This window comes from Neisseria sp. SLRRB23 (genome assembly GCF_050896295.1).
GTDB lineage: Bacteria > Pseudomonadota > Gammaproteobacteria > Burkholderiales > Neisseriaceae > Neisseria.
Genome location: NZ_JBPBFH010000019.1, coordinates 1 through 18,507, shown reverse-complemented (window position 1 = coordinate 18,507; position 18,507 = coordinate 1). Strand labels below are relative to the sequence as shown.

The window sequence follows — 18,507 nt, the reverse complement described above, 5'->3', positions numbered from 1 at the left end:
TCCAAAATATAAGAATCCCCATAGGGATTCAGACAAGTTTGCCAAGCCTGAAGACAACGGCAAACTCCCTATGTCCAAGATAGGACAACGCAGCATTATGACACAGTTCCCGCATTTCTGCACAATATTTTAAGACCGTGAAACCAACCGTTAAAAATGCCGTCTGAAGCATTGTCGCTTGAGACGGCAATGTTCAGACGGCATATGCGCTTCAGACCACGATTTCTTCTTTCTTCTTCGGTTCTTTACCGATATTTTCACGGCTCAAGCCAAACATCAGTAAGAGCGGGCTGGCAACCAATACGGAAGAGTAAATACCGAACACGATACCGATGGTCAGCGCCATAGAGAAACCGTGCAAGGCTGCACCGCCGAACACCAGCATGGAAACAACCATTGCCTCGGTCGAACCGTGGGTAATGATGGTGCGGCTCATGGTGGCGGTAATCGCGTTGTCGATGACTTCCGGCACGGTATGTCCGCGCATCGCCGACTTGCGGAAGTTTTCACGGATACGGTCGAAGACGACGACGGATTCGTTCACAGAATAGCCCAATACAGCAAGGATACCCGCCAACACGGTCAGCGAAAATTCCCATTGGAAGAAGGCAAAGCAGCCGAGAATAATCACGATATCGTGCATATTGGCGATAATGGCAGATACGGCAAAACGCCATTCGAAACGCATCGACAGGTAAATAATGATGCCGATAACGACAAAACCTAAAGCCATCAATCCATTACTTACCAATTCCTCACCGACTTGCGGGCCGATAAATTCGACTTGGCGCAAAGTAACGTCGGGACTGTCTTTTTTCAGCAAATCCATCACACGGTTGGACAACTGTGCGGAAGTAACGCCTTCTTTGTTCGGCAGGCGAATCATGATGTGTTTGTTCGTACCCAATGCCTGAACCTGTACATCACCCATTTTCAGCGTATCGAGGCGTTCGCGCATCTTATTGACATCCGCACCCTGCTGATATTGGACTTCCATTACCGTACCACCGGTAAATTCGACAGAGAAATTCAGGCCTTTGGTCACCAAAAAGAATACGGCGGCAACAAAGGTAACCAACGAAATAAAAGTCGTCAGTTTGCCGTAGCTCATAAACGGAATATCGCGTTTGATTTTAAATAATTCCATGTTTTACTCCTTGCCTTCTGCCATTTCGGCTTTCGGCTTCCATACCGAACCGATGGAAATATTTTGCAATTTGCGACGGCGGCCGTACCACAGATTGACCAACGCACGGAATACGACGACGGACGAATACATCGAAGTCAGAATACCCAAGCAGTGTACGACGGCAAAACCGCGTACCGGACCGGAACCAAATACCAAAAGCGCGATACCGGCAATCAGCGAAGTCAGGTTCGAATCGACAATGGTCGCCCATGCGTGTTGGAAACCGAGGTTGATGGCTTGCTGCGGTATGACACCCGCACGCAGTTCCTCTCGGATACGCTCGTTAATCAAGACGTTGGAGTCGATTGCCATACCCAAAGTCAACGCCAGCGCGGCAATACCCGGTAACGTCAACGTTGCCTGCATGGCAGACAAAATACCGATTAGGAACAGTATGTTGGTGCTCAATGCAATGGTAGAAAAGAAACCCATCAGACGATAGTAAACCACCATGAATGCAGCAACGATGGCAAAACCCCATAAAGTCGAATGGAAGCCTTTTTCGATGTTCTCCTTACCCAAAGACGGACCGATGGTACGTTCTTCGACAATCTGCATCGGTGCGGCAAGAGAACCGGCACGCAACAGCAAAGACGTATCGTTGGCTTCGGCTGTCGTCATGCTTCCGGAAATTTCCACACGTCCGCCGGTAATGGCAGTACGAATAACCGGCGCGGTTACAACCTCGGATTTTCCTTGGTCGATCAAAACCATCGCCATGCGTTTGCCGACATTTGCGGCAGTCAATTCGCCAAAGATACTGCCGCCTGCGCTATCCAAACTCAGACTGACGGCAGGCGCGCCCATTTGGTCAAAACTAGGCTGGGCGTCATTAATATTATCTCCGGTCAATTCGACCTGCTTGCTGATCAAAAGGGTCTCAGGATGATCTCCGCCGCTTGAAAGCAGCTCATAACCTGCGGGTACATTACCTTCCGAAGCCTCGCGCAACTTAACAGGATCATCCTCCACCATGCGCACTTCCAAAGTCGCAGTACGGCCGATAATGTCTTTTGCCTTGGCAGTATCTTGCACGCCGGGGAGCTGTACGACAATGCGATCCAAACCTGACTGTTGGATAATCGGCTCTGCCACGCCCAACTCGTTTACACGGTTATGCAGTGTAGTGATGTTTTGCTTCACCGCATCTGAGCGTACTTTATTAACCGTCTCTTCCGAAAGCGTCAATACAATATTGCTTCCTTCTGAATTTAACGTTGCTTCAGGAAACAGCTTGCGCAACTGAGGCAGTGCCTTTTGCACATCACCGGCATCCTGCAAAGGAACAGTCAGACTGTTTTCAGTCTGGCGTACCGTACCGCTGCGGATTTTTTCGCGGCGCAATTCGCGGCGGATATCGCCGGAATAACGTTCAAACGTTTTCTGCATGGCGGCTTTCATGTCCACCTGCATGGTGAAATGCACTCCGCCGCGCAAGTCCAGACCCAAGAACATCGGATTGGCTTTGATTTTCGCCATCCACTCAGGACTGTCTGCCAAAAGGTTGAGTGCGGTAATATAACCTTCGCCCAAAGTATTTTCGATGATGTCGCGTGCTTTCAATTGCGTTTCAGTGTCTTTGAAACGCACTTTCAACGAATTGTCGACGACAAACATCCCATCTGTCTGAATACCTGCCTGTTTCAGTGCGGCATCTACTTTAGACTGGGTTTGGTCATTGATAACAATAGCTTGTCGGTTGGTCGATACCTGTACCGCAGGCGTTTCACCAAAAAGGTTGGGCAGCGAATAAACAGCCGCAACCACAATCGTGAACGCAATCAGCAGGTATTTCCATAAAGGATAACGGTTCATGATAAACCTTTGCTTTATTTATAAAGGCAAACAGCCGCACTCGGAAAATGAGGCGGCTTTCCTAAAAAAACGGGATTATTCGGCTTTTGCGGTAATCGCGTTGCGCTCAACTTCCACTTCAATTTTCGCACCTTGGCCGATATCGACAGTATAGAATTGCTCGCCTACTTTGGTTACACGTCCTTTAAAACCAGCAGCCAAAACAACTTTGTCGCCGACCTTCAAAGCAGCCAGCATCGCTTGGTGTGCTTTGAATTTCTTTTGCTGCGGGCGCATGATCAGGAAGTAGAACACCACCATAATCAACACCAAAGGAGCAAATTGTGCAACAGCTTGATTCATAATTTATCCGTTCTTTCTAATATGGTTGAAAATCGAGAGGGGTATATAATAACATAAGACCGTAAACAATATATCGGGTTTGCCGTCCGTACCGACCGTATACTGCAGCCTGCCCGCCCACAAACCCATGTTCTTGACCCGCCTAATCTTGAAATTCTATGCACTATTGCGCCTTTTTTTGGGCAAAAACGCCCGCACCGCATGGATTTCGCATCCCGCCTGTGCCGGGCACGAACCCGGCGCAAACCACCCCGACTCCCCCGAACGGATCAGCAGCATCGAACAAGCCTTACGCTGTTCCGGCGTTTGGCAGCACCTCCAAACCGTAGAGGCGGAAGAAATCAGCGATACGCGCCTTGCACTTGTCCGCTCGAGCAAATATCTGAACCGATTGGAATCCTGCCGGCCCGAAAATGACAAGATTTTCCGTCTGGACGACGACACCGTTATCAGTAAAAACTCCCTGTCGGCCGCCCGTTTTTCCGTAGGTTCGGTCGTTCAGGCAATCGATATGGTCATGAACCGCCAAGCATGGCATGCCTTCTGCGCAGCCCGCCCACCCGGACATCATGCAGGAAGCGGCAATGCAGGAGGATTCTGCCTGTTAAACAACGCTGCCGTCGGCACAATGTACGCCCTTGCCGAATACCGGCTGAACCGCATTGCCGTCATCGATTTTGATGTCCATTATGGCGACGGCACGGCAGAAATACTCAAAAACGATTCGCGCATCCTGTTTTTCAACCTGTTCGAAACCGACCTTTTCCCCTTCCCCGAAAACAACAATATGCCCGACGGAGACAACATGGTGCACCTGCCCTTCCCACCGGGGACGGGCAGCCGGGCATTCCGCAAAGCAGTCCGCAGACAGTGGTTACCGCGACTTGCCGCATTCAAACCCGAACTGGTACTGTTATCGGCAGGATTCGATGCGCATCATTCGGACGAATCCGGCAGGCTCAACCTGCACGAGGCGGATTTTGCCTGGCTGACATACAAAATCATTCAGACGGCATCGAACTGTCCGGGTAAAATCGTATCCGTATTGGAAGGTGGTTATACCCTTAAATCCCTATCAAAATCTGCTGTCGAACATATACGCGTACTGGCAGGATTGGGAAAATCCGATACCGTAACCGCCTATCAGAAAAACTTGTACCGCAACAGAAACAAACGGTTTACCAAACCCAAATCACTATAAGCATACCAACCCGACCATCTATCCGCGATAACCGTTATGATATAACTAAAACCATTCGGTTTTCAGACGGCAGCATTGCTTGACCTCACTCAAAAATAAAGCCATTCGCGCACTTAAAAAGATTTTTTGCAGTAAAATAACATCTAAATAAGTTTAACCCAAAACGGTTGCGATATTCCCCTTTCAACCGCCGCCTGCCAGATTCAGACGGCATACCTCTTAAAACAAGGAGCGTTACAATGAAAGCAGCACGTTTTTACAACAAAGGCGACATCCGCATCGAAGACATTCCCGAACCGACCGTCGCCCCCGGCACCGTCGGTATCAATGTCGCCTGGTGCGGCATCTGCGGCACCGACCTACACGAATTCATGGAAGGTCCGATTTTCATTCCGCCTTGCGGACATCCGCACCCAATCTCCGGCGAGTCAGCACCTGTAACGATGGGACACGAATTCTCCGGCGTGGTTTACGCCGTCGGCGAAGGCGTGGACGACATCAAAGTCGGCCAACACGTTGTGGTCGAACCTTACATCGTACACGATGACGTACCGACCAGCCCGGGCAGCAACTACCACCTCTCTAAAGACATGAACTTCATCGGCTTGGGCGGCTGCGGAGGCGGCTTGTCTGAGAAAATCGCCGTCAAACGCCGTTGGGTGCATCCGATTTCCGACAAAATCCCATTGGATCAAGCTGCTTTGATTGAACCTCTGTCTGTCGGCCACCATGCTTATGTACGCAGTGGCGCGAAAGAAGGCGATGTCGCATTGGTCGGCGGCGCAGGTCCAATCGGTTTGCTGTTGGCTGCCGTACTGAAAGCCAAAGGCATCAAAGTTATCATCACCGAATTGAGCAAAGCACGCAAAGACAAAGCCCGCGAATCCGGTGTTGCCGACTACATCCTCGACCCGTCCGAAGTCGATGTCGTCGAAGAAGTGAAAAAACTGACCAACGGCGAAGGTGTGGACGTTGCATTCGAATGCACCAGCGTCAACAAAGTTATGGATACTTTGGTAGAGGCCTGCAAACCTGCTGCCAACTTGGTCATCGTATCCATTTGGAGCCACCCTGCTACCATCAACGTCCACAGCGTTGTGATGAAAGAGTTGGACGTGCGCGGCACCATTGCCTACTGCAACGACCACTCCGAAACCATCAAACTGGTGGAAGAAGGCAAAATCAACCTTGAACCTTTCATCACCCAACGCATCAAACTGGACGAATTGATTTCCGAAGGCTTCGAGCGCTTGATCCACAACAACGAATCCGCAGTAAAAATCGTTGTCAATCCTAATCTTTAATCCTAAGGCTTAAAGAATAAACAGGCCGTCTGAAACTTTTCAGACGGCCTATTTACTTGATAAATTCCCGAATGGCCCAATTCTCTGCCAACCATTCACTTATCAAGAGTAAAACTCCATGAATCCAAAATACGCCCCACTCTTCCAAACATACACCCTTAATAACGGCGTAACCATTAAAAACCGCCTTGTCGTCGCCCCTATGACCCATTTCGGCTCACAAGCCGACGGTTTAATCAGCGACCAAGAGCGTACCTTCCTCAAAAACCGCGCAGGCGATATGGGCCTGTTTATCACTGCCGCCACTTTGGTCCAAAAAGACGGCAAAGCCTTTCACGGGCAACCTGAAGCTACAGGCGAACACTGCCTCGACAGCCTGAAAGAAACCGCACAAATCCTGCAACAGCAAGGTGCAAAAGCGATTTTGCAAATCCATCACGGCGCTTCCAAAGCCATGGACGACCTTTTGGACGGTCTCGACAAAATCAGTGCTTCCGCCAGCGAAGCCGAACACGCACGCGAAGCGACCGCAGAAGAAGTCGAAGCACTCATCGCCTCTTATGCGCAAGCCGCCGATTTGGCACTTCGTGCCGGTTTTGACGGCGTGGAAATCCACGGTGCGAACGGCTATTTAATCCAACAGTTTTACTCCGCCCAAAGCAACCGCCACAACGACCAATGGGGCGGCAGCTTGGAAAACAGAATGCGCTTCCCTCTGGCCGTTATCGATGCCGTGGTTGCTGTCCGTGAAAAACACCGGCGCAACGACTTCATTATCGGCTACCGCTTCTCCCCCGAAGAGCCGGGCGACGACGGCTTAACCATGACCGAAACCGGCGCACTGATTGACGCATTGGTACAAAAACCGCTGCAATATCTGCACGTTTCCCTGTGGGAATTTGATAAAAAAATCCGTCGCGGCGGCGATACCGCGCAAACCCGTATGCAGTTTATCCACAAACGCATCAACGGCAAACTGCCGCTTATCGGCGTGGGCAACCTGTTTACCGCCGATCAAATTTTGGCCGCCTATGAAACCGGCTGGGCAGAATTTATCGCATTGGGCAAAACCGTGATGATTAATCCGCACATCGCCACACAAATCCGTGAAGGCCGCGAGGATGAAATCGAAACGCAACTCGACCCGACGCGCGCCGACCGTTACGGCTTCCCTGACACCTTATGGGAATTTGCCTCCAGCGGTACGCAAGCATGGCTGCCGCCGGTAAAAGATAAAGAATGGAACCCGGTCGATCTTTGATACGGCGGTGGACAAATCCTTTCCTGTCTGGCAATAAAGCCGTTCGCACAGAATCTTAAATTTATATTACAATCCCATCTCTTCCACGTTTAATTCGTCTGACTGCTTTTTCAGACGGCAACGGAGCCGTTATGGACAACTGTATTTTCTGGAAAATTGCCGCCAAAGACATTCCGGCGCAAACCGTCTACGAAGACGGGGATATGATTTGTTTCAAAGACATCCGTCCCGCCGCGCCGGTTCACCTGCTGCTCATTCCGAAAGTCCATTTCGACTCGCTGGCGCACGCCGCGCCCGAACATCAGCAGCTGTTGGGCAAAATGATGTTGAAAGTTCCCGAAATTGCTAAAGCTTCGGGACTGACCGACGGCTTTAAAACCCTAATCAATACCGGTAAAGGCGGCGGGCAAGAAGTCTTCCACCTGCATATACACATCATGGGTACACCCGTATAAACCGTTATTTCACAATCAACCCCTAATACTTACTTAAGGATACATCATGGGCAGTTTTTCTCTGACGCACTGGATTATCGTATTAATCATCGTCGTTTTGATATTTGGCACCAAAAAACTGCGCAACGTCGGCAAAGACCTCGGCGGCGCGGTTCATGACTTCAAACAGGGGCTGAACGAAGGCACCGATGGCAAAGATGCCGGAAAAGACGACGTAATCGAACATAAAAAAGACGAAGACAAAGCATAACGTATGTTTGATTTCGGTTTGGGCGAGCTGATTTTGGTCGGCGTTATCGCCCTGATTGTCCTTGGTCCAGAACGCCTGCCCGAAGCTGCCCGCACTGCCGGACGGCTCATCGGCAGGCTGCAACGCTTTGTCGGAAGCGTCAAACAGGAATTTGACACTCAAATCGAACTGGAAGAACTGAGGAAGGCAAAGCAGGAATTCGAAGCTGCCGCCGCTCAGGTTCGAGACAGCCTCAAAGAAACCGGTACGGATATGGAGGGTAATCTGCACGACATTTCCGACGGGCTGAAACCATGGGACAAACTACCCGAACAGCGGACACCTGCCGATTTCGGCGTTGATGAAGGCGGCAATCCCCTTCCCGATACGGCAAACACCGTATCAGACGGCATTTCCGACGTTATGCCGTCTGAACGTGCCGATACCTCCGCCGAAACCCTTGGGAACGACGGGCAAACCAGCAGCGCAGCCGAACCTTCGGAAACCGATAAAGACCGCGCATGGCGCGAATACCTGACCGCACCTTCTTTGCCTGCCGCACAAACCGTGGAAGTCAGCTATATCGATACCGCTGCTGTTGAAACCTCTGTTCCGCATACCACTTCGCTGCGTAAACAGGCCATAAGCCGCAAACGCGATTTGCGTCCTAAACCCCGCGCCAAACCTAAATTGCGCGTCCGTAAATCATAAAGAGGGCAATCCGGTGTCCGAAACACAAAACGAACAACCCGTCCAACCGCTTGTCGAACACCTCATCGAGCTGCGCCGCCGCCTGATGTGGACGGTTGTCGGCATCTTAGTCTGCTTTTTCGGCCTAATGCCGTTTGCCCAACAACTCTATACTTTTATCGCCGACCCGCTGATGGCAAACCTGCCAAAAGACACCAGCATGATTGCCACCGACGTCATCGCACCATTTTTCGTGCCGGTCAAAGTTACCCTGATGGCGGCATTTTTAATTTCGCTGCCGCATACGCTCTACCAAATCTGGGCATTTGTCGCCCCCGCACTCTATCAAAACGAAAAACGCCTGATTACCCCGCTTGTCCTCTCAAGCGTCAGCTTGTTTTTTATCGGCATGGCGTTTGCCTATTTTCTGGTTTTTCCCGTCATTTTCAAATTCCTTGCCGGCGTTACCCCTGTCGGTGTCAATATGGCGACAGACATCGACAAATACCTGTCCTTTATCTTAGGCATGTTCGTTGCGTTCGGCACAACCTTTGAAGTTCCCATCGTCGTTATCCTGTTAACCAAAATCGGCGTGGTAACAACCGAACAGCTCAAACATGCCCGCCCCTATGTCATTGTCGGTGCTTTTGTCATTGCCGCAGTCATCACACCGCCCGATGTCATCTCACAAACCCTACTTGCCATTCCACTGATTCTCCTATACGAAGCAGGTATTTGGTTCGGACGCTTTTTCACGCCACGCTCAGAACAGGATGGCGACATGCAGCCTCCGGCAGAAGCCTGACCTTATGCCGTCTGACACCCAAGTCCTTCGCCGCAGATTAAGGAACCCCTTTGAACACCCTTTACTTAGGTTCGAACAGCCCGCGCAGGATGCAGATCCTGACACAGTTGGGCTACCATGTCATCAAACTGCCTGCCGATATCGATGAAGCCGTTAAAGCCGATGAAACACCTGCCTGTTACGTTCAAAGAATGGCGGCAGAAAAAAATCAGACGGCTTTGACCCTGTTTCTCGAAACCAACGGCGCAATGCCTTACTTTCCCTTGATTACAGCGGATACCTGCGTTGTTTCAGACGGCATTATATTAGGCAAACCCCGCTCCCAAGCCGAAGCAGTCAAATTCCTAAAACTGCTGTCGGACACCAGGCATACCGTCCTGACATCCGTCCATATCCACTATCGCGGCAATGCGAAAAACTGCCTCCAAACCAACCACGTCGCCTTCAAGCCCCTGAGTTCGGAAGAAATTTCCGCCTATGTACAAAGCGGCGAACCGATGGATAAAGCCGGTGCCTACGCCGTGCAAGGCATAGGCGGTATCTTTATCCAATCTATCGAAGGCAGCTTCAGCGGCATTATGGGGCTGCCCGTTTATGAAACCGTTTCCATGTTGCAGGATTTGGGATACCGCTCCCCCTTATCCGCCCTTAAACCGTAAAGTCCGCCGTGAACAAACAAACCGCTTACTTACTTGCCTCCTTCAGCCTGATTGCACTGATTGCCCTATCCCTTTCTTGGGAATTATGGATCGCACCGTTACGCCCGGGCGGTTCGTGGCTTGCGTTAAAAACCCTGCCCCTCTGCCTGCCGCTCTCAGGCATCCTGAAGAAAAGAATCTACACCTACCAATACAGCTCCATGTTGATTCTGATTTATTTTGCCGAAGCCGTCATGCGCCTGTTCAACGCCTATCCCGCAGAAAAAATTTGTGCCGCACTGGCTGCAGTATTAAGTATCAGCTTCTTCACAGCCTGCCTGTCATTCGTCAAACAACACAAAAAAACTAACCATGTCCGTTGAAGCATCCGCTCCGAATCCAGCCGGCAAACTGCCAATTTATATATTGCTCTGTTTTCTCTGGATCAATATTGCCCCCTTCCTGTCCACACTCAGGATAGGACCGGCATCCGGCTTCTACCTGGAAGCCGCCTCTGCCGCCGGTCTGATCGTTCTGCTGTTTTTGACTGCACGGCAAAAACTGTTTAGCACAAAAATCCCGCCCCTCAGCTTTCTCCTGCTTGCCATGGCGGCATTCTGGTGGCTTCAGGCACGGCTGATGAATCTGATCTACACCGGCATGAACGACATCGTTTCCTGGATTTTCGTCCTACTCGCCATCAGCGCATGGGCATGCAGATGCCTGGCTGCACGCTTCGGACAGGAACGCATCGTAACCCTGTTTGCCTGGTCGCTGTTCATCGGAGCATTGCTCCAATCCTGCGTTGCCATCATGCAGTTTGTCGGATGGTCGGACATTTCCCTGTTCCGAGGCATCATCGCCTACGGTGGCGGAAACGTAAACGGACAGCTCGGACAACGCAACCATCTCGGACACTACCTCATGTGGGGCATACTCTCCGCCGCCTACCTCCACAGCCAACGAAAAATCCCGGCTCCCTACGGTGCAATCTGCCTGCTGATGCTTACCGCCGTTTTAGGTTTGGTCAACTCCCGTACCATCTTAGGCTATATCTCCGCCATTGTCCTCATCCTTCCCTGCTGGTATTTCTGCACAGGCAAAACCTCCAGACGGATTGTCCTCAGCATAGCCGCCGCCGCCGCACTTGCCGCACTGTTCCAATTTTCCATGAACACCATCTTGGAAACCTTTACCCACATCCGCTACGAAACCGCCGTCGAACGCGTCGGCAACAGCAGTTTTTCCGGCTCGTTGCGCCAAATCGAATGGAACAAAGCCATCGCAGCATTCCGATCCGCACCGCTGTTCGGACACGGTTGGAATAGTTTTGCGCAACAAACCTTCCTACTCAATGCCGAACAACACAATCTCAGCAACAATATCCTCAACGTCCTATTCACCCATTCGCACAACATCATTCTCCAACTCCTTGCAGAAACCGGAATCAGCGGTACACTTTTAGTGGCCGTAACACTGATGACCGGTACTGCCGGACTGCTGAAACGGCCCGGCACACCGGCCTCGCTTTTCCTGCTTTGCACCCTTACCGTCAGCATGTGTCACAGCATGCTCGAATATCCATTATGGTACGTATATTTCCTCATCCCGTTCAGCCTGATGCTCTTTCTCTCCGAACCAGGCACTTCAGACGGCATATCCTATACGGCAGCCGCCAACCGTAGCATACAGGCTGCCTCCCTTATCCTACTTGCAGGGCTTCTGCACTTCGGCTGGACATATACCCAACTGGTTCGCTTCAGCACCATACGCCAGAGCGACAATACGCAAACCGTCCAAAAGAAAATCGACGGACTGCGCCACATCTCCGAAAGCAGCCCTATGCTGTCCTACTATGCCGACCTGAGTCTCAGCAAACGCGCCTCACCGACCGATGCCGACATCCGGCCTTGGGCAGAAAAAGCAACCCTCAAATCACTAACTTACCGCCCCTACTCCAACACCTACCAAGTTGCCCTCTACCTCATGCGCCAAGGGAAAACAGAAGAGGCACGGCAATGGATGCAGGCAACGCAGTCCTATTACCCCTACCTCATGCCCTTTTACGCTGGCAAAACCCGACAACACCCCGCACTGGCACCGCTGCTGCCCGATTTGCTCAAAGACTGCAAAATTTTCGTCAACACGCCGCAACGCCAGAAAGCACAATCCTGCGACTGATTCGGCCCAAACGAATACAGATGCCTACTGAAATGTAAAGCCCCTTGCAAAGCATTGCAAAAAACAGCAAATCCACCGAAAAATACGCTATCAAAAAACATTGCACCCGTGTTAAGATAAACCATTAAACAATCGTTTCATGCCCCGTCTAAAACAGAACCGGGGCATACCATCACGAAAAGGAAACACCATGAGCCGCGTATTACTCGTAGATGACGACGCCCTACTGACCGAACTGCTGACCGAATACCTGAGCGCCGAAGGCCTGAACGTCCACAGCGTTCCCGATGGAGAAGCAGGCGTACAGGAAATCCTAAGCGGGCAATACGATGTAGTCGTATTAGATTCCATGATGCCCAAAATGAACGGACTGGACGTTTTAAAAAATGTCCGCACACAAAGCACCGTTCCCATCATCATGCTGACTGCCAAAGGCGATGATATCGACCGCATTATCGGATTGGAAATGGGCGCGGACGACTACGTGCCCAAACCCTGTACACCGCGCGAACTCCTGGCACGCATCAACGCCATCCTCCGACGTGCGCAACACAGCGGGGAACAAAACAACGTACCAAACAACATCTCGGTCAGCGATGTCGTACTGTATCCTGCCAAACGCCAAGCCTCTGTTAAAGATAAACCGCTCGAACTGACCAGTACCGAATTCAACCTGCTCGAAGTCCTGATGCGCCATGCCGGACAAGTGGTCAGCAAAGAGACCTTATCCGTCGAAGCACTTGACCGCAAACTTGCAAAATTCGACCGCAGTATCGACGTACATATCTCCAGCATCCGACACAAACTGGGGGATGCTTCCCTGATTCAAACTGTACGCGGCTTAGGCTACCTGTTTGTAAAAAACTGAAGCAACAGATAAATGAAACTGTTCCAACGCATCTTCGCCACATTTTGCGCAGTCATTGTCTGCGCAATCTTTGTGGCGAGTTTTTCTTTCTGGCTGGTGCAAAACACCCTTGCCGAAAACCAATTCAACCAACGCCGCACCATCGAAACCACATTGATGAGCAGCATCATTTCCGCATTTCAGGCACGCGGAGACAACGGTGCGCGCGAAATTCTGACGGAATGGAAAGACAGCCCCGTTTCATCGGCCGTATACGTTATACAGGGCGACGAAAAAAAAGACATTCTAAACAGGTACATCGACGGCTACACCATAGAACGTGCCCGGCTTTTCGCAGCCAACAACCCGCATTCCAACCTCGTTCATATCGAATATGACCGTTTCGGTGAGGAATACCTGTTCTTCATCAAAGACTGGGACAACCGTCAAGCCCAACGCCTGCCCAGCCCCTTATTCATTCCCGGACTGCCGCTCGCTCCGATTTGGCACGAATTCATCATACTGTCCTTCATCATCATCGTTGGCCTGCTGATGGCATACATCCTGGCCAGCAATATCACCAAACCCATCAGGATTCTTGGCAACGGTATGGATAGGGTAGCAAACGGAGAACTTGAAACCCGGATTTCGCAACAAGTAGACGACCGTGATGACGAATTGTCCCATCTCGCACTGCAATTCGACAAAATGGTGGAAAAACTCGAAAAACTTGTCGCCAAAGAACGCCACCTACTCCATCACGTCTCCCATGAAATGCGTTCTCCCCTTGCACGCATGCAGGCAATTGTCGGATTAATTCAGGCACAACCCCAAAAACAGGAACAATACCTAAAACGACTCGAAGGCGAGCTGACCCGCATGGATACGCTGGTCGGCGAACTCTTAACCTTGTCCCGGCTCGAAACCTCCAATATGGCTTTGGAAAAAGAAAACCTGAAACTCCTACCCTTCCTAAGCAACCTTGTAGAAGACAATCAAAGCATCGCCCAGAAAAACGGACAAACGGTTACCCTGTCTGCCGACGGGAAAATTCCCGAAAACGCCACCCTATATGCCAATGAAAGTTACCTGTACCGCGCCTTCGACAACGTTATCCGCAACGCTGTCAATTACAGCCCGGAAGGCAGTACCATCCTGATCAACATCGGACAAGACCATAAACACTGGATTATCGACGTTACCGACAACGGACCGGGTGTGGACGAAATGCAGCTTCCCCACATATTTACCGCCTTCTACCGGGCCGACTCCAGTGCTAACAAACCCGGAACGGGACTGGGGCTTGCATTAACCCAACATATCATTGGACAGCACTGCGGAAAAATCATCGCCGAAAACATCAAACCAAACGGGCTGCGGATGCGCTTCATCCTACCCAAGAAAAAAACCGGTTCCAAAACAGAAAAAAGTGCGAACTGACCATAATGCCGTCTGAACCCGCTTCAGACGGCATTGCACAAACAGTTACCCCAAAACAAACACACAGTGAGTGCATCTCCAACAATCACGCACATACCGTCCGCAAAGGAATATATCATGCCGACACAAACCGATCCCGGCTACTTCTTCATGCCCAACCACATTATCCTGATAGGCGCGAGCGAACAACCGTACAGCCTTGGCGAACGCATACTCAGCAACCTGCTGGGCACACCTTTCCAAGGGAAAATTACCCCTGTAAACCCGCGCCACCACACCATAGCAGGACTGCCCGCCTACCCCAGCCTCAACAAAATCCCCGGCGGCGCAGACCTTATCATTGCCATTACCCCGCCCGACAGCTACGACACCCTATTCAAGGCCTGCCAAAAAAAACAACTCCAACACATTATCCTCATACAAGACTGGAACAGTCTCTCTTCCTCCGAGCTGAACACAGCCGAAAACGCCATACGCAAACACCACGGAGACCATCTCAACATTACCGCCTGCACCACAGCAGGTATTCAGATTCCTTCGCTCGGACTCAACATCAGCACCCATGACGAATACGCCGCAGGCTATACCGCCATACTGACCGGAGATGCCGCCGTCAGCCGCCAAATCGATACCGTCCTCAAAAAACTCCATCAAGGCATATCCCGCCACATCAGCCTGAGCTACAGCATCAGCCCCATCACATCCGCCGACTGGCTCAACCGCTTCGGCCACAGTCTGCACACCAAAACCGCCGTCCTACACCACAACCCGGAAGAAGACCAGCGCAAACTGTTCAGCGCCATCCGCCAATTTACCCGCCACACACCACTCATTCTCCACATTACCTATCGCACAACCGAAACCGACCGTGCCGTACTGTACAGCCTCGCCCGCCGTTGCAACTTCCTCATCAGCTTCAACACCGACGATCTCGAAGCCGCACTACGCGCCCAACTATCTAATCTTCCACAGCTGTCACAACTCGACATCCTATCCGATACCCCTGCCGAATGGCTGCACGCATACACACCGGCAAACCTCTCGCTCCACTTCCCGACAACATCCCGTCAAGTCAGCAACGGATACATAACCTGCACGCCCACGCCCACGCCCTCGCTCTGCCACAACATCGTATCCCGCCAACTTTCACAGCCCGATACGCAAGCCGTATTGACAATACTCACCCCTTCCGGACACAAAGACTATAAAAAAACAGCACGCGCGCTTATCCGCCTATCAGAACAAACTGCCAAACCCCTACTCATCAGCAGCCCCGTATCAGACGGCATAAACCACTTCGACACACCCACACAGGCAATCCGCACACTCGCCTTTCACAATACCGCCGCCGAACTAAAGCAGCTGCAGCTTTGCACCGCACCGCTGAAACCATGCCGTCTGAAAACCCCGCAACCCCAAAATATCAAAAAAGCCCTCGAAACAGCCAACCTATCACTGCTTGCAGAATCCCTGTACCTTCCACCCTATCGCTCTTCCACCCACAACGCCNTACAATTCCAATTCGACAGCCATCCCATTTACGGCAATATTCTGACCGTACGGTACGCAGGGCAAACCACGGCCGCCCTTCCCCCGTTTACCACACAGGACAGCCTCCATATCGCCCAGTTTGCCGAACTGGAAGACCCGCGAACCCTTAACCAGTTCCTTCACACACTGACCACCCTTTCCAACCACAACCTGCACATCGGCAAAATCACCCTCAACCTAAACGGCGGACAATACAATACCGACTTTGATCTGAAAGCACCCGAAACACACAATGCACCCGGACGCAAAACAACAAGCAAGACCGTACAAACCCTCGAACACGCCGCCGCAAAAATGCAAAGTGCCGCCCAATACCTGAAACACAAAAACCCGGCAGCCTCCGAGTTCCTCCGACACACAAGCGAAGCTGCCGCCGAACTGCTCGGCAGTAAAACCGCAACCGATAAAAAAACACCCAACGTGCTCCCACCCTACCCTGAGGCACACCCAAAAATACTGTTTCTAAAAAACAACATGACCGTTACAGTAAGCCCGCTGCTGCCCGAAGATGCCGAGGCCAAACAAAAATTCATCCGAAAACTCAGTCCCGAAGCACGGTACACACGCTTCATGACCCACATCAACGAACTTCCTGAAGCTACATTGGCACGCTTATGCAACCCGGACTACTACTGCGAAGCCGCATGGACAGCAAGAGATAATAACGACAACATCGTCGCCGTCGTCCGCCACAGCCGCTTGAACCGCAACGAATGCGAGTTCGGCATCACATTGGCAGAAAATATGCGCGGCAGCGGGCTGGCACAGCAAATGATGAACCTCGCCATCCATACCGCAACACAACAAGGCTACCGGACTATGAGTGCCGACATCCTCAAAGCCAACACTCCCATGGTTAAACTTGCTGAAAAATCAGGATTTACCCTCAAAGAATCAGACACCGAAAAAAACCTATACCGTGCATACCTTCACCTCGTGCCCGACAAAACAACAACAACAAAAACAAATAAAAACTTGCGCACCAACCACAAAATACCCTAAAATTAGCAGTTTCCATATATCCGATTTTCTCAAAAGGACTCAAAATGGTAGTTATCCGTTTGGCACGCGGCGGCTCAAAACACCGCCCTTTCTACAACGTCATCGTTACTGACTCACGCAACCGCCGCGACGGCCGCTTCATTGAACGCGTAGGCTTCTACAACCCCGTAGCCAACGAAAAACAAGAACGCGTACGCCTCAACGCAGACCGCCTGAACCACTGGATTGCACAAGGTGCGCAGGTTAGCGACTCTGTTGCAAAACTGATTAAAGAACAAAAAGCCGCATAACCCTCATTTTCCGCCATGACAGACACTCAAAACCGGGTAGCCATGGGCTACATCAAAGGTGTATTCGGCATAAAAGGCTGGCTAAAAATTGCTGCCAATACCGAGTATTCCGACAGCCTTTTGGATTACCCCGAGTGGCAATTGGTCAAGGACGGCAAAACCGTCAGCGTTACCCTTGAAGCTGGAAAAGTTGTCAACGGTGAGCTCCAAGTCAAATTCGAAGGCATAGACGACCGCGATTCGGCATTCTCATTGCGCGGTTACACCATCGAAATCCCCCGTGAAGCATTCGCACCGACGGAAGAAGGAGAATACTACTGGGCCGACTTGGTGGGCATGACCGTCGTCAACAAAGACCATACCGTTTTAGGCAAGGTAAGCAACCTGATGGAAACAGGTGCAAACGACGTATTAATGATTGACGGAGAACACGGGCAGATTCTGATTCCGTTCGTTTCCCAATATATCGAAACCGTCGATACCGGCAGCAAGACCATTACTGCCGACTGGGGTTTGGACTACTGATGCTTATCCAGGCAGTTACCATTTTCCCCGAAATGTTCGACAGCATTACCCGCTACGGCGTAACGGGACGCGCGAACAGACAGGGAATCTGGCAGTTTGAAGCAGTCAATCCCCGAAAGTTTGCCGACAACAGATTGGGCTACATCGACAACCGCCCGTTCGGCGGCGGCCCGGGAATGATTATGATGGCTCCGCCGCTTCATGCGGCAATAGAACACGCCAAAGCACAATCTTCCCAAACCGCAAAAGTCATCTACCTCAGCCCCCAAGGAAAACCGCTGACACACCAAAAAGCGGCAGAACTGGCAGAACTTCCGCATCTGATTCTGCTGTGCGGACGCTATGAGGGAATAGACGAAAGACTACTGCAAAGCAGCGTCGATGAAGAAATCAGCATCGGAGACTTCGTCGTTTCCGGCGGAGAGCTTCCCGCCATGATGCTGATGGATGCAGTATTGAGGCTCGTACCCGGCGTATTGGGCGATATTCAGTCTGCCGAACAAGACTCGTTCTCAAGCGGCATTTTGGATTGCCCCCACTACACCAAACCCTTAGAATTTCAAGGCATGGCTGTTCCGGAAGTACTGCGTTCGGGCAATCATGGCTTGATAGCGGAATTCGCCCGACCAAGAAGGCATTTTGAAACTGCACATCCGCAGGCGCGAAAACGGTGTCTGCTCGGAAATGATTTTCGGCAGCGAACCCAAAGTCAAAGAAAAAGGCATCGTCCGCGTTAAAGGCC

19 protein-coding genes are annotated in these 18,507 nt (G+C 51.3%); 16 read left to right on the top strand and 3 right to left on the bottom strand.

Annotated elements, in window-relative coordinates:
* Nucleotides 1–211: 211 nt before the first annotated feature.
* The 3 genes from secF to yajC form a co-directional block, all read right to left on the bottom strand.
* Nucleotides 212–1,147 (bottom strand): protein translocase subunit SecF, encoded by a 936-nt coding sequence (gene secF, locus ACRPFF_RS06535; RefSeq protein ID WP_308031271.1) that lies wholly within the window; start codon nt 1,145–1,147, stop codon nt 212–214.
* A gap of 3 nt (nt 1,148–1,150) precedes the next feature.
* On the bottom strand, nt 1,151–3,004 hold the full coding sequence (secD, locus tag ACRPFF_RS06530) for a protein translocase subunit SecD (protein WP_411712502.1): 1,854 nt from the start codon (nt 3,002–3,004) through the stop codon (nt 1,151–1,153).
* A gap of 75 nt (nt 3,005–3,079) precedes the next feature.
* Nucleotides 3,080–3,346, bottom strand: coding sequence for a preprotein translocase subunit YajC (gene yajC / locus ACRPFF_RS06525; RefSeq protein ID WP_250313649.1), 267 nt, complete (start codon nt 3,344–3,346; stop codon nt 3,080–3,082).
* Nucleotides 3,347–3,473: 127 nt separating this feature from the next.
* Here yajC and ACRPFF_RS06520 point away from each other — a divergent pair, with 127 nt between their 5' ends.
* The 16 genes from ACRPFF_RS06520 (at nt 3,474) to trmD (ending at nt 18,502) form a co-directional block, all read left to right on the top strand.
* The gene (locus tag ACRPFF_RS06520; protein WP_432674151.1) at nt 3,474–4,547 is read left to right on the top strand and encodes a histone deacetylase family protein; all 1,074 of its coding nucleotides are present in this window, start codon (nt 3,474–3,476) and stop codon (nt 4,545–4,547) included.
* A gap of 239 nt (nt 4,548–4,786) precedes the next feature.
* Entirely contained in the window at nt 4,787–5,851 is a 1,065-nt protein-coding gene (locus ACRPFF_RS06515; RefSeq protein WP_432674150.1) for a 2,3-butanediol dehydrogenase, read from the top strand.
* Between the two features lie 118 nt (nt 5,852–5,969).
* On the top strand, nt 5,970–7,112 hold the full coding sequence (locus tag ACRPFF_RS06510) for an NADH-dependent flavin oxidoreductase (RefSeq protein ID WP_432674149.1): 1,143 nt from the start codon (nt 5,970–5,972) through the stop codon (nt 7,110–7,112).
* A gap of 131 nt (nt 7,113–7,243) precedes the next feature.
* Nucleotides 7,244–7,567: a histidine triad nucleotide-binding protein gene (locus ACRPFF_RS06505; protein ID WP_432674148.1), complete on the top strand. Its 324-nt coding sequence runs from the start codon at nt 7,244–7,246 to the stop codon at nt 7,565–7,567.
* Nucleotides 7,568–7,613: 46 nt separating this feature from the next.
* Entirely contained in the window at nt 7,614–7,817 is a 204-nt protein-coding gene (tatA, locus tag ACRPFF_RS06500; protein ID WP_003753955.1) for a Sec-independent protein translocase subunit TatA, read from the top strand.
* A gap of 3 nt (nt 7,818–7,820) precedes the next feature.
* Nucleotides 7,821–8,507, top strand: coding sequence for a Sec-independent protein translocase protein TatB (gene tatB, locus ACRPFF_RS06495; protein ID WP_432674147.1), 687 nt, complete (start codon nt 7,821–7,823; stop codon nt 8,505–8,507).
* A gap of 13 nt (nt 8,508–8,520) precedes the next feature.
* Nucleotides 8,521–9,291: a twin-arginine translocase subunit TatC gene (tatC, locus tag ACRPFF_RS06490; protein ID WP_411712497.1), complete on the top strand. Its 771-nt coding sequence runs from the start codon at nt 8,521–8,523 to the stop codon at nt 9,289–9,291.
* 50 nt (nt 9,292–9,341) lie between these two features.
* Nucleotides 9,342–9,950 (top strand): Maf family nucleotide pyrophosphatase, encoded by a 609-nt coding sequence (locus tag ACRPFF_RS06485; RefSeq protein WP_411712496.1) that lies wholly within the window; start codon nt 9,342–9,344, stop codon nt 9,948–9,950.
* 8 nt (nt 9,951–9,958) lie between these two features.
* Entirely contained in the window at nt 9,959–10,312 is a 354-nt protein-coding gene (locus tag ACRPFF_RS06480; protein WP_411712495.1) for a DUF2069 domain-containing protein, read from the top strand.
* Nucleotides 10,302–12,110, top strand: a complete 1,809-nt coding sequence (locus ACRPFF_RS06475; protein WP_432674146.1) for a Wzy polymerase domain-containing protein — start codon at nt 10,302–10,304, stop codon at nt 12,108–12,110. The genes ACRPFF_RS06480 and ACRPFF_RS06475 overlap by 11 nt, the downstream gene beginning before the upstream one ends.
* A 190-nt stretch (nt 12,111–12,300) precedes the next feature.
* On the top strand, nt 12,301–12,978 hold the full coding sequence (gene misR / locus ACRPFF_RS06470; RefSeq protein ID WP_250313640.1) for a two-component system response regulator MisR: 678 nt from the start codon (nt 12,301–12,303) through the stop codon (nt 12,976–12,978).
* Between the two features lie 12 nt (nt 12,979–12,990).
* Nucleotides 12,991–14,397, top strand: coding sequence for a two-component system sensor histidine kinase MisS (gene misS, locus ACRPFF_RS06465; protein ID WP_250313639.1), 1,407 nt, complete (start codon nt 12,991–12,993; stop codon nt 14,395–14,397).
* 117 nt (nt 14,398–14,514) lie between these two features.
* Nucleotides 14,515–16,950, top strand: a complete 2,436-nt coding sequence (locus tag ACRPFF_RS06460; RefSeq protein ID WP_432674145.1) for a GNAT family N-acetyltransferase — start codon at nt 14,515–14,517, stop codon at nt 16,948–16,950.
* A gap of 44 nt (nt 16,951–16,994) precedes the next feature.
* Nucleotides 16,995–17,240 carry a 30S ribosomal protein S16 gene (gene rpsP, locus ACRPFF_RS06455; RefSeq protein ID WP_096107917.1) on the top strand — a complete coding sequence of 82 codons (246 nt, stop codon included), beginning with the start codon at nt 16,995–16,997 and terminating at the stop codon, nt 17,238–17,240.
* A gap of 15 nt (nt 17,241–17,255) precedes the next feature.
* The gene (gene rimM / locus ACRPFF_RS06450; protein WP_308031260.1) at nt 17,256–17,765 is read left to right on the top strand and encodes a ribosome maturation factor RimM; all 510 of its coding nucleotides are present in this window, start codon (nt 17,256–17,258) and stop codon (nt 17,763–17,765) included.
* On the top strand, nt 17,765–18,502 hold the full coding sequence (gene trmD / locus ACRPFF_RS06445) for a tRNA (guanosine(37)-N1)-methyltransferase TrmD (RefSeq protein WP_432674144.1): 738 nt from the start codon (nt 17,765–17,767) through the stop codon (nt 18,500–18,502). Before rimM ends, trmD begins: the two co-directional genes overlap by 1 nt.
* The last annotated feature ends 5 nt before the right edge of the window (nt 18,503–18,507 follow it).

Excerpts from the sequence above, each read along its gene's own strand:
- secF (WP_308031271.1), bottom strand. The coding sequence starts at position 1,147 with ATGGAATTATTTAAAATCAAACGCGATATTCCGTTTATGAGCTACGGC.
- secD (WP_411712502.1), bottom strand. The coding sequence starts at position 3,004 with ATGAACCGTTATCCTTTATGGAAATACCTGCTGATTGCGTTCACGATT.
- yajC (WP_250313649.1), bottom strand. The coding sequence starts at position 3,346 with ATGAATCAAGCTGTTGCACAATTTGCTCCTTTGGTGTTGATTATGGTG.
- ACRPFF_RS06520 (WP_432674151.1), top strand. The coding sequence starts at position 3,474 with ATGTTCTTGACCCGCCTAATCTTGAAATTCTATGCACTATTGCGCCTT.
- ACRPFF_RS06515 (WP_432674150.1), top strand. The coding sequence starts at position 4,787 with ATGAAAGCAGCACGTTTTTACAACAAAGGCGACATCCGCATCGAAGAC.
- ACRPFF_RS06510 (WP_432674149.1), top strand. The coding sequence starts at position 5,970 with ATGAATCCAAAATACGCCCCACTCTTCCAAACATACACCCTTAATAAC.
- ACRPFF_RS06505 (WP_432674148.1), top strand. The coding sequence starts at position 7,244 with ATGGACAACTGTATTTTCTGGAAAATTGCCGCCAAAGACATTCCGGCG.
- tatA (WP_003753955.1), top strand. The coding sequence starts at position 7,614 with ATGGGCAGTTTTTCTCTGACGCACTGGATTATCGTATTAATCATCGTC.
- tatB (WP_432674147.1), top strand. The coding sequence starts at position 7,821 with ATGTTTGATTTCGGTTTGGGCGAGCTGATTTTGGTCGGCGTTATCGCC.
- ACRPFF_RS06475 (WP_432674146.1), top strand. The coding sequence starts at position 10,302 with ATGTCCGTTGAAGCATCCGCTCCGAATCCAGCCGGCAAACTGCCAATT.
- misR (WP_250313640.1), top strand. The coding sequence starts at position 12,301 with ATGAGCCGCGTATTACTCGTAGATGACGACGCCCTACTGACCGAACTG.
- misS (WP_250313639.1), top strand. The coding sequence starts at position 12,991 with ATGAAACTGTTCCAACGCATCTTCGCCACATTTTGCGCAGTCATTGTC.
- rpsP (WP_096107917.1), top strand. The coding sequence starts at position 16,995 with ATGGTAGTTATCCGTTTGGCACGCGGCGGCTCAAAACACCGCCCTTTC.
- rimM (WP_308031260.1), top strand. The coding sequence starts at position 17,256 with ATGACAGACACTCAAAACCGGGTAGCCATGGGCTACATCAAAGGTGTA.
- trmD (WP_432674144.1), top strand. The coding sequence starts at position 17,765 with ATGCTTATCCAGGCAGTTACCATTTTCCCCGAAATGTTCGACAGCATT.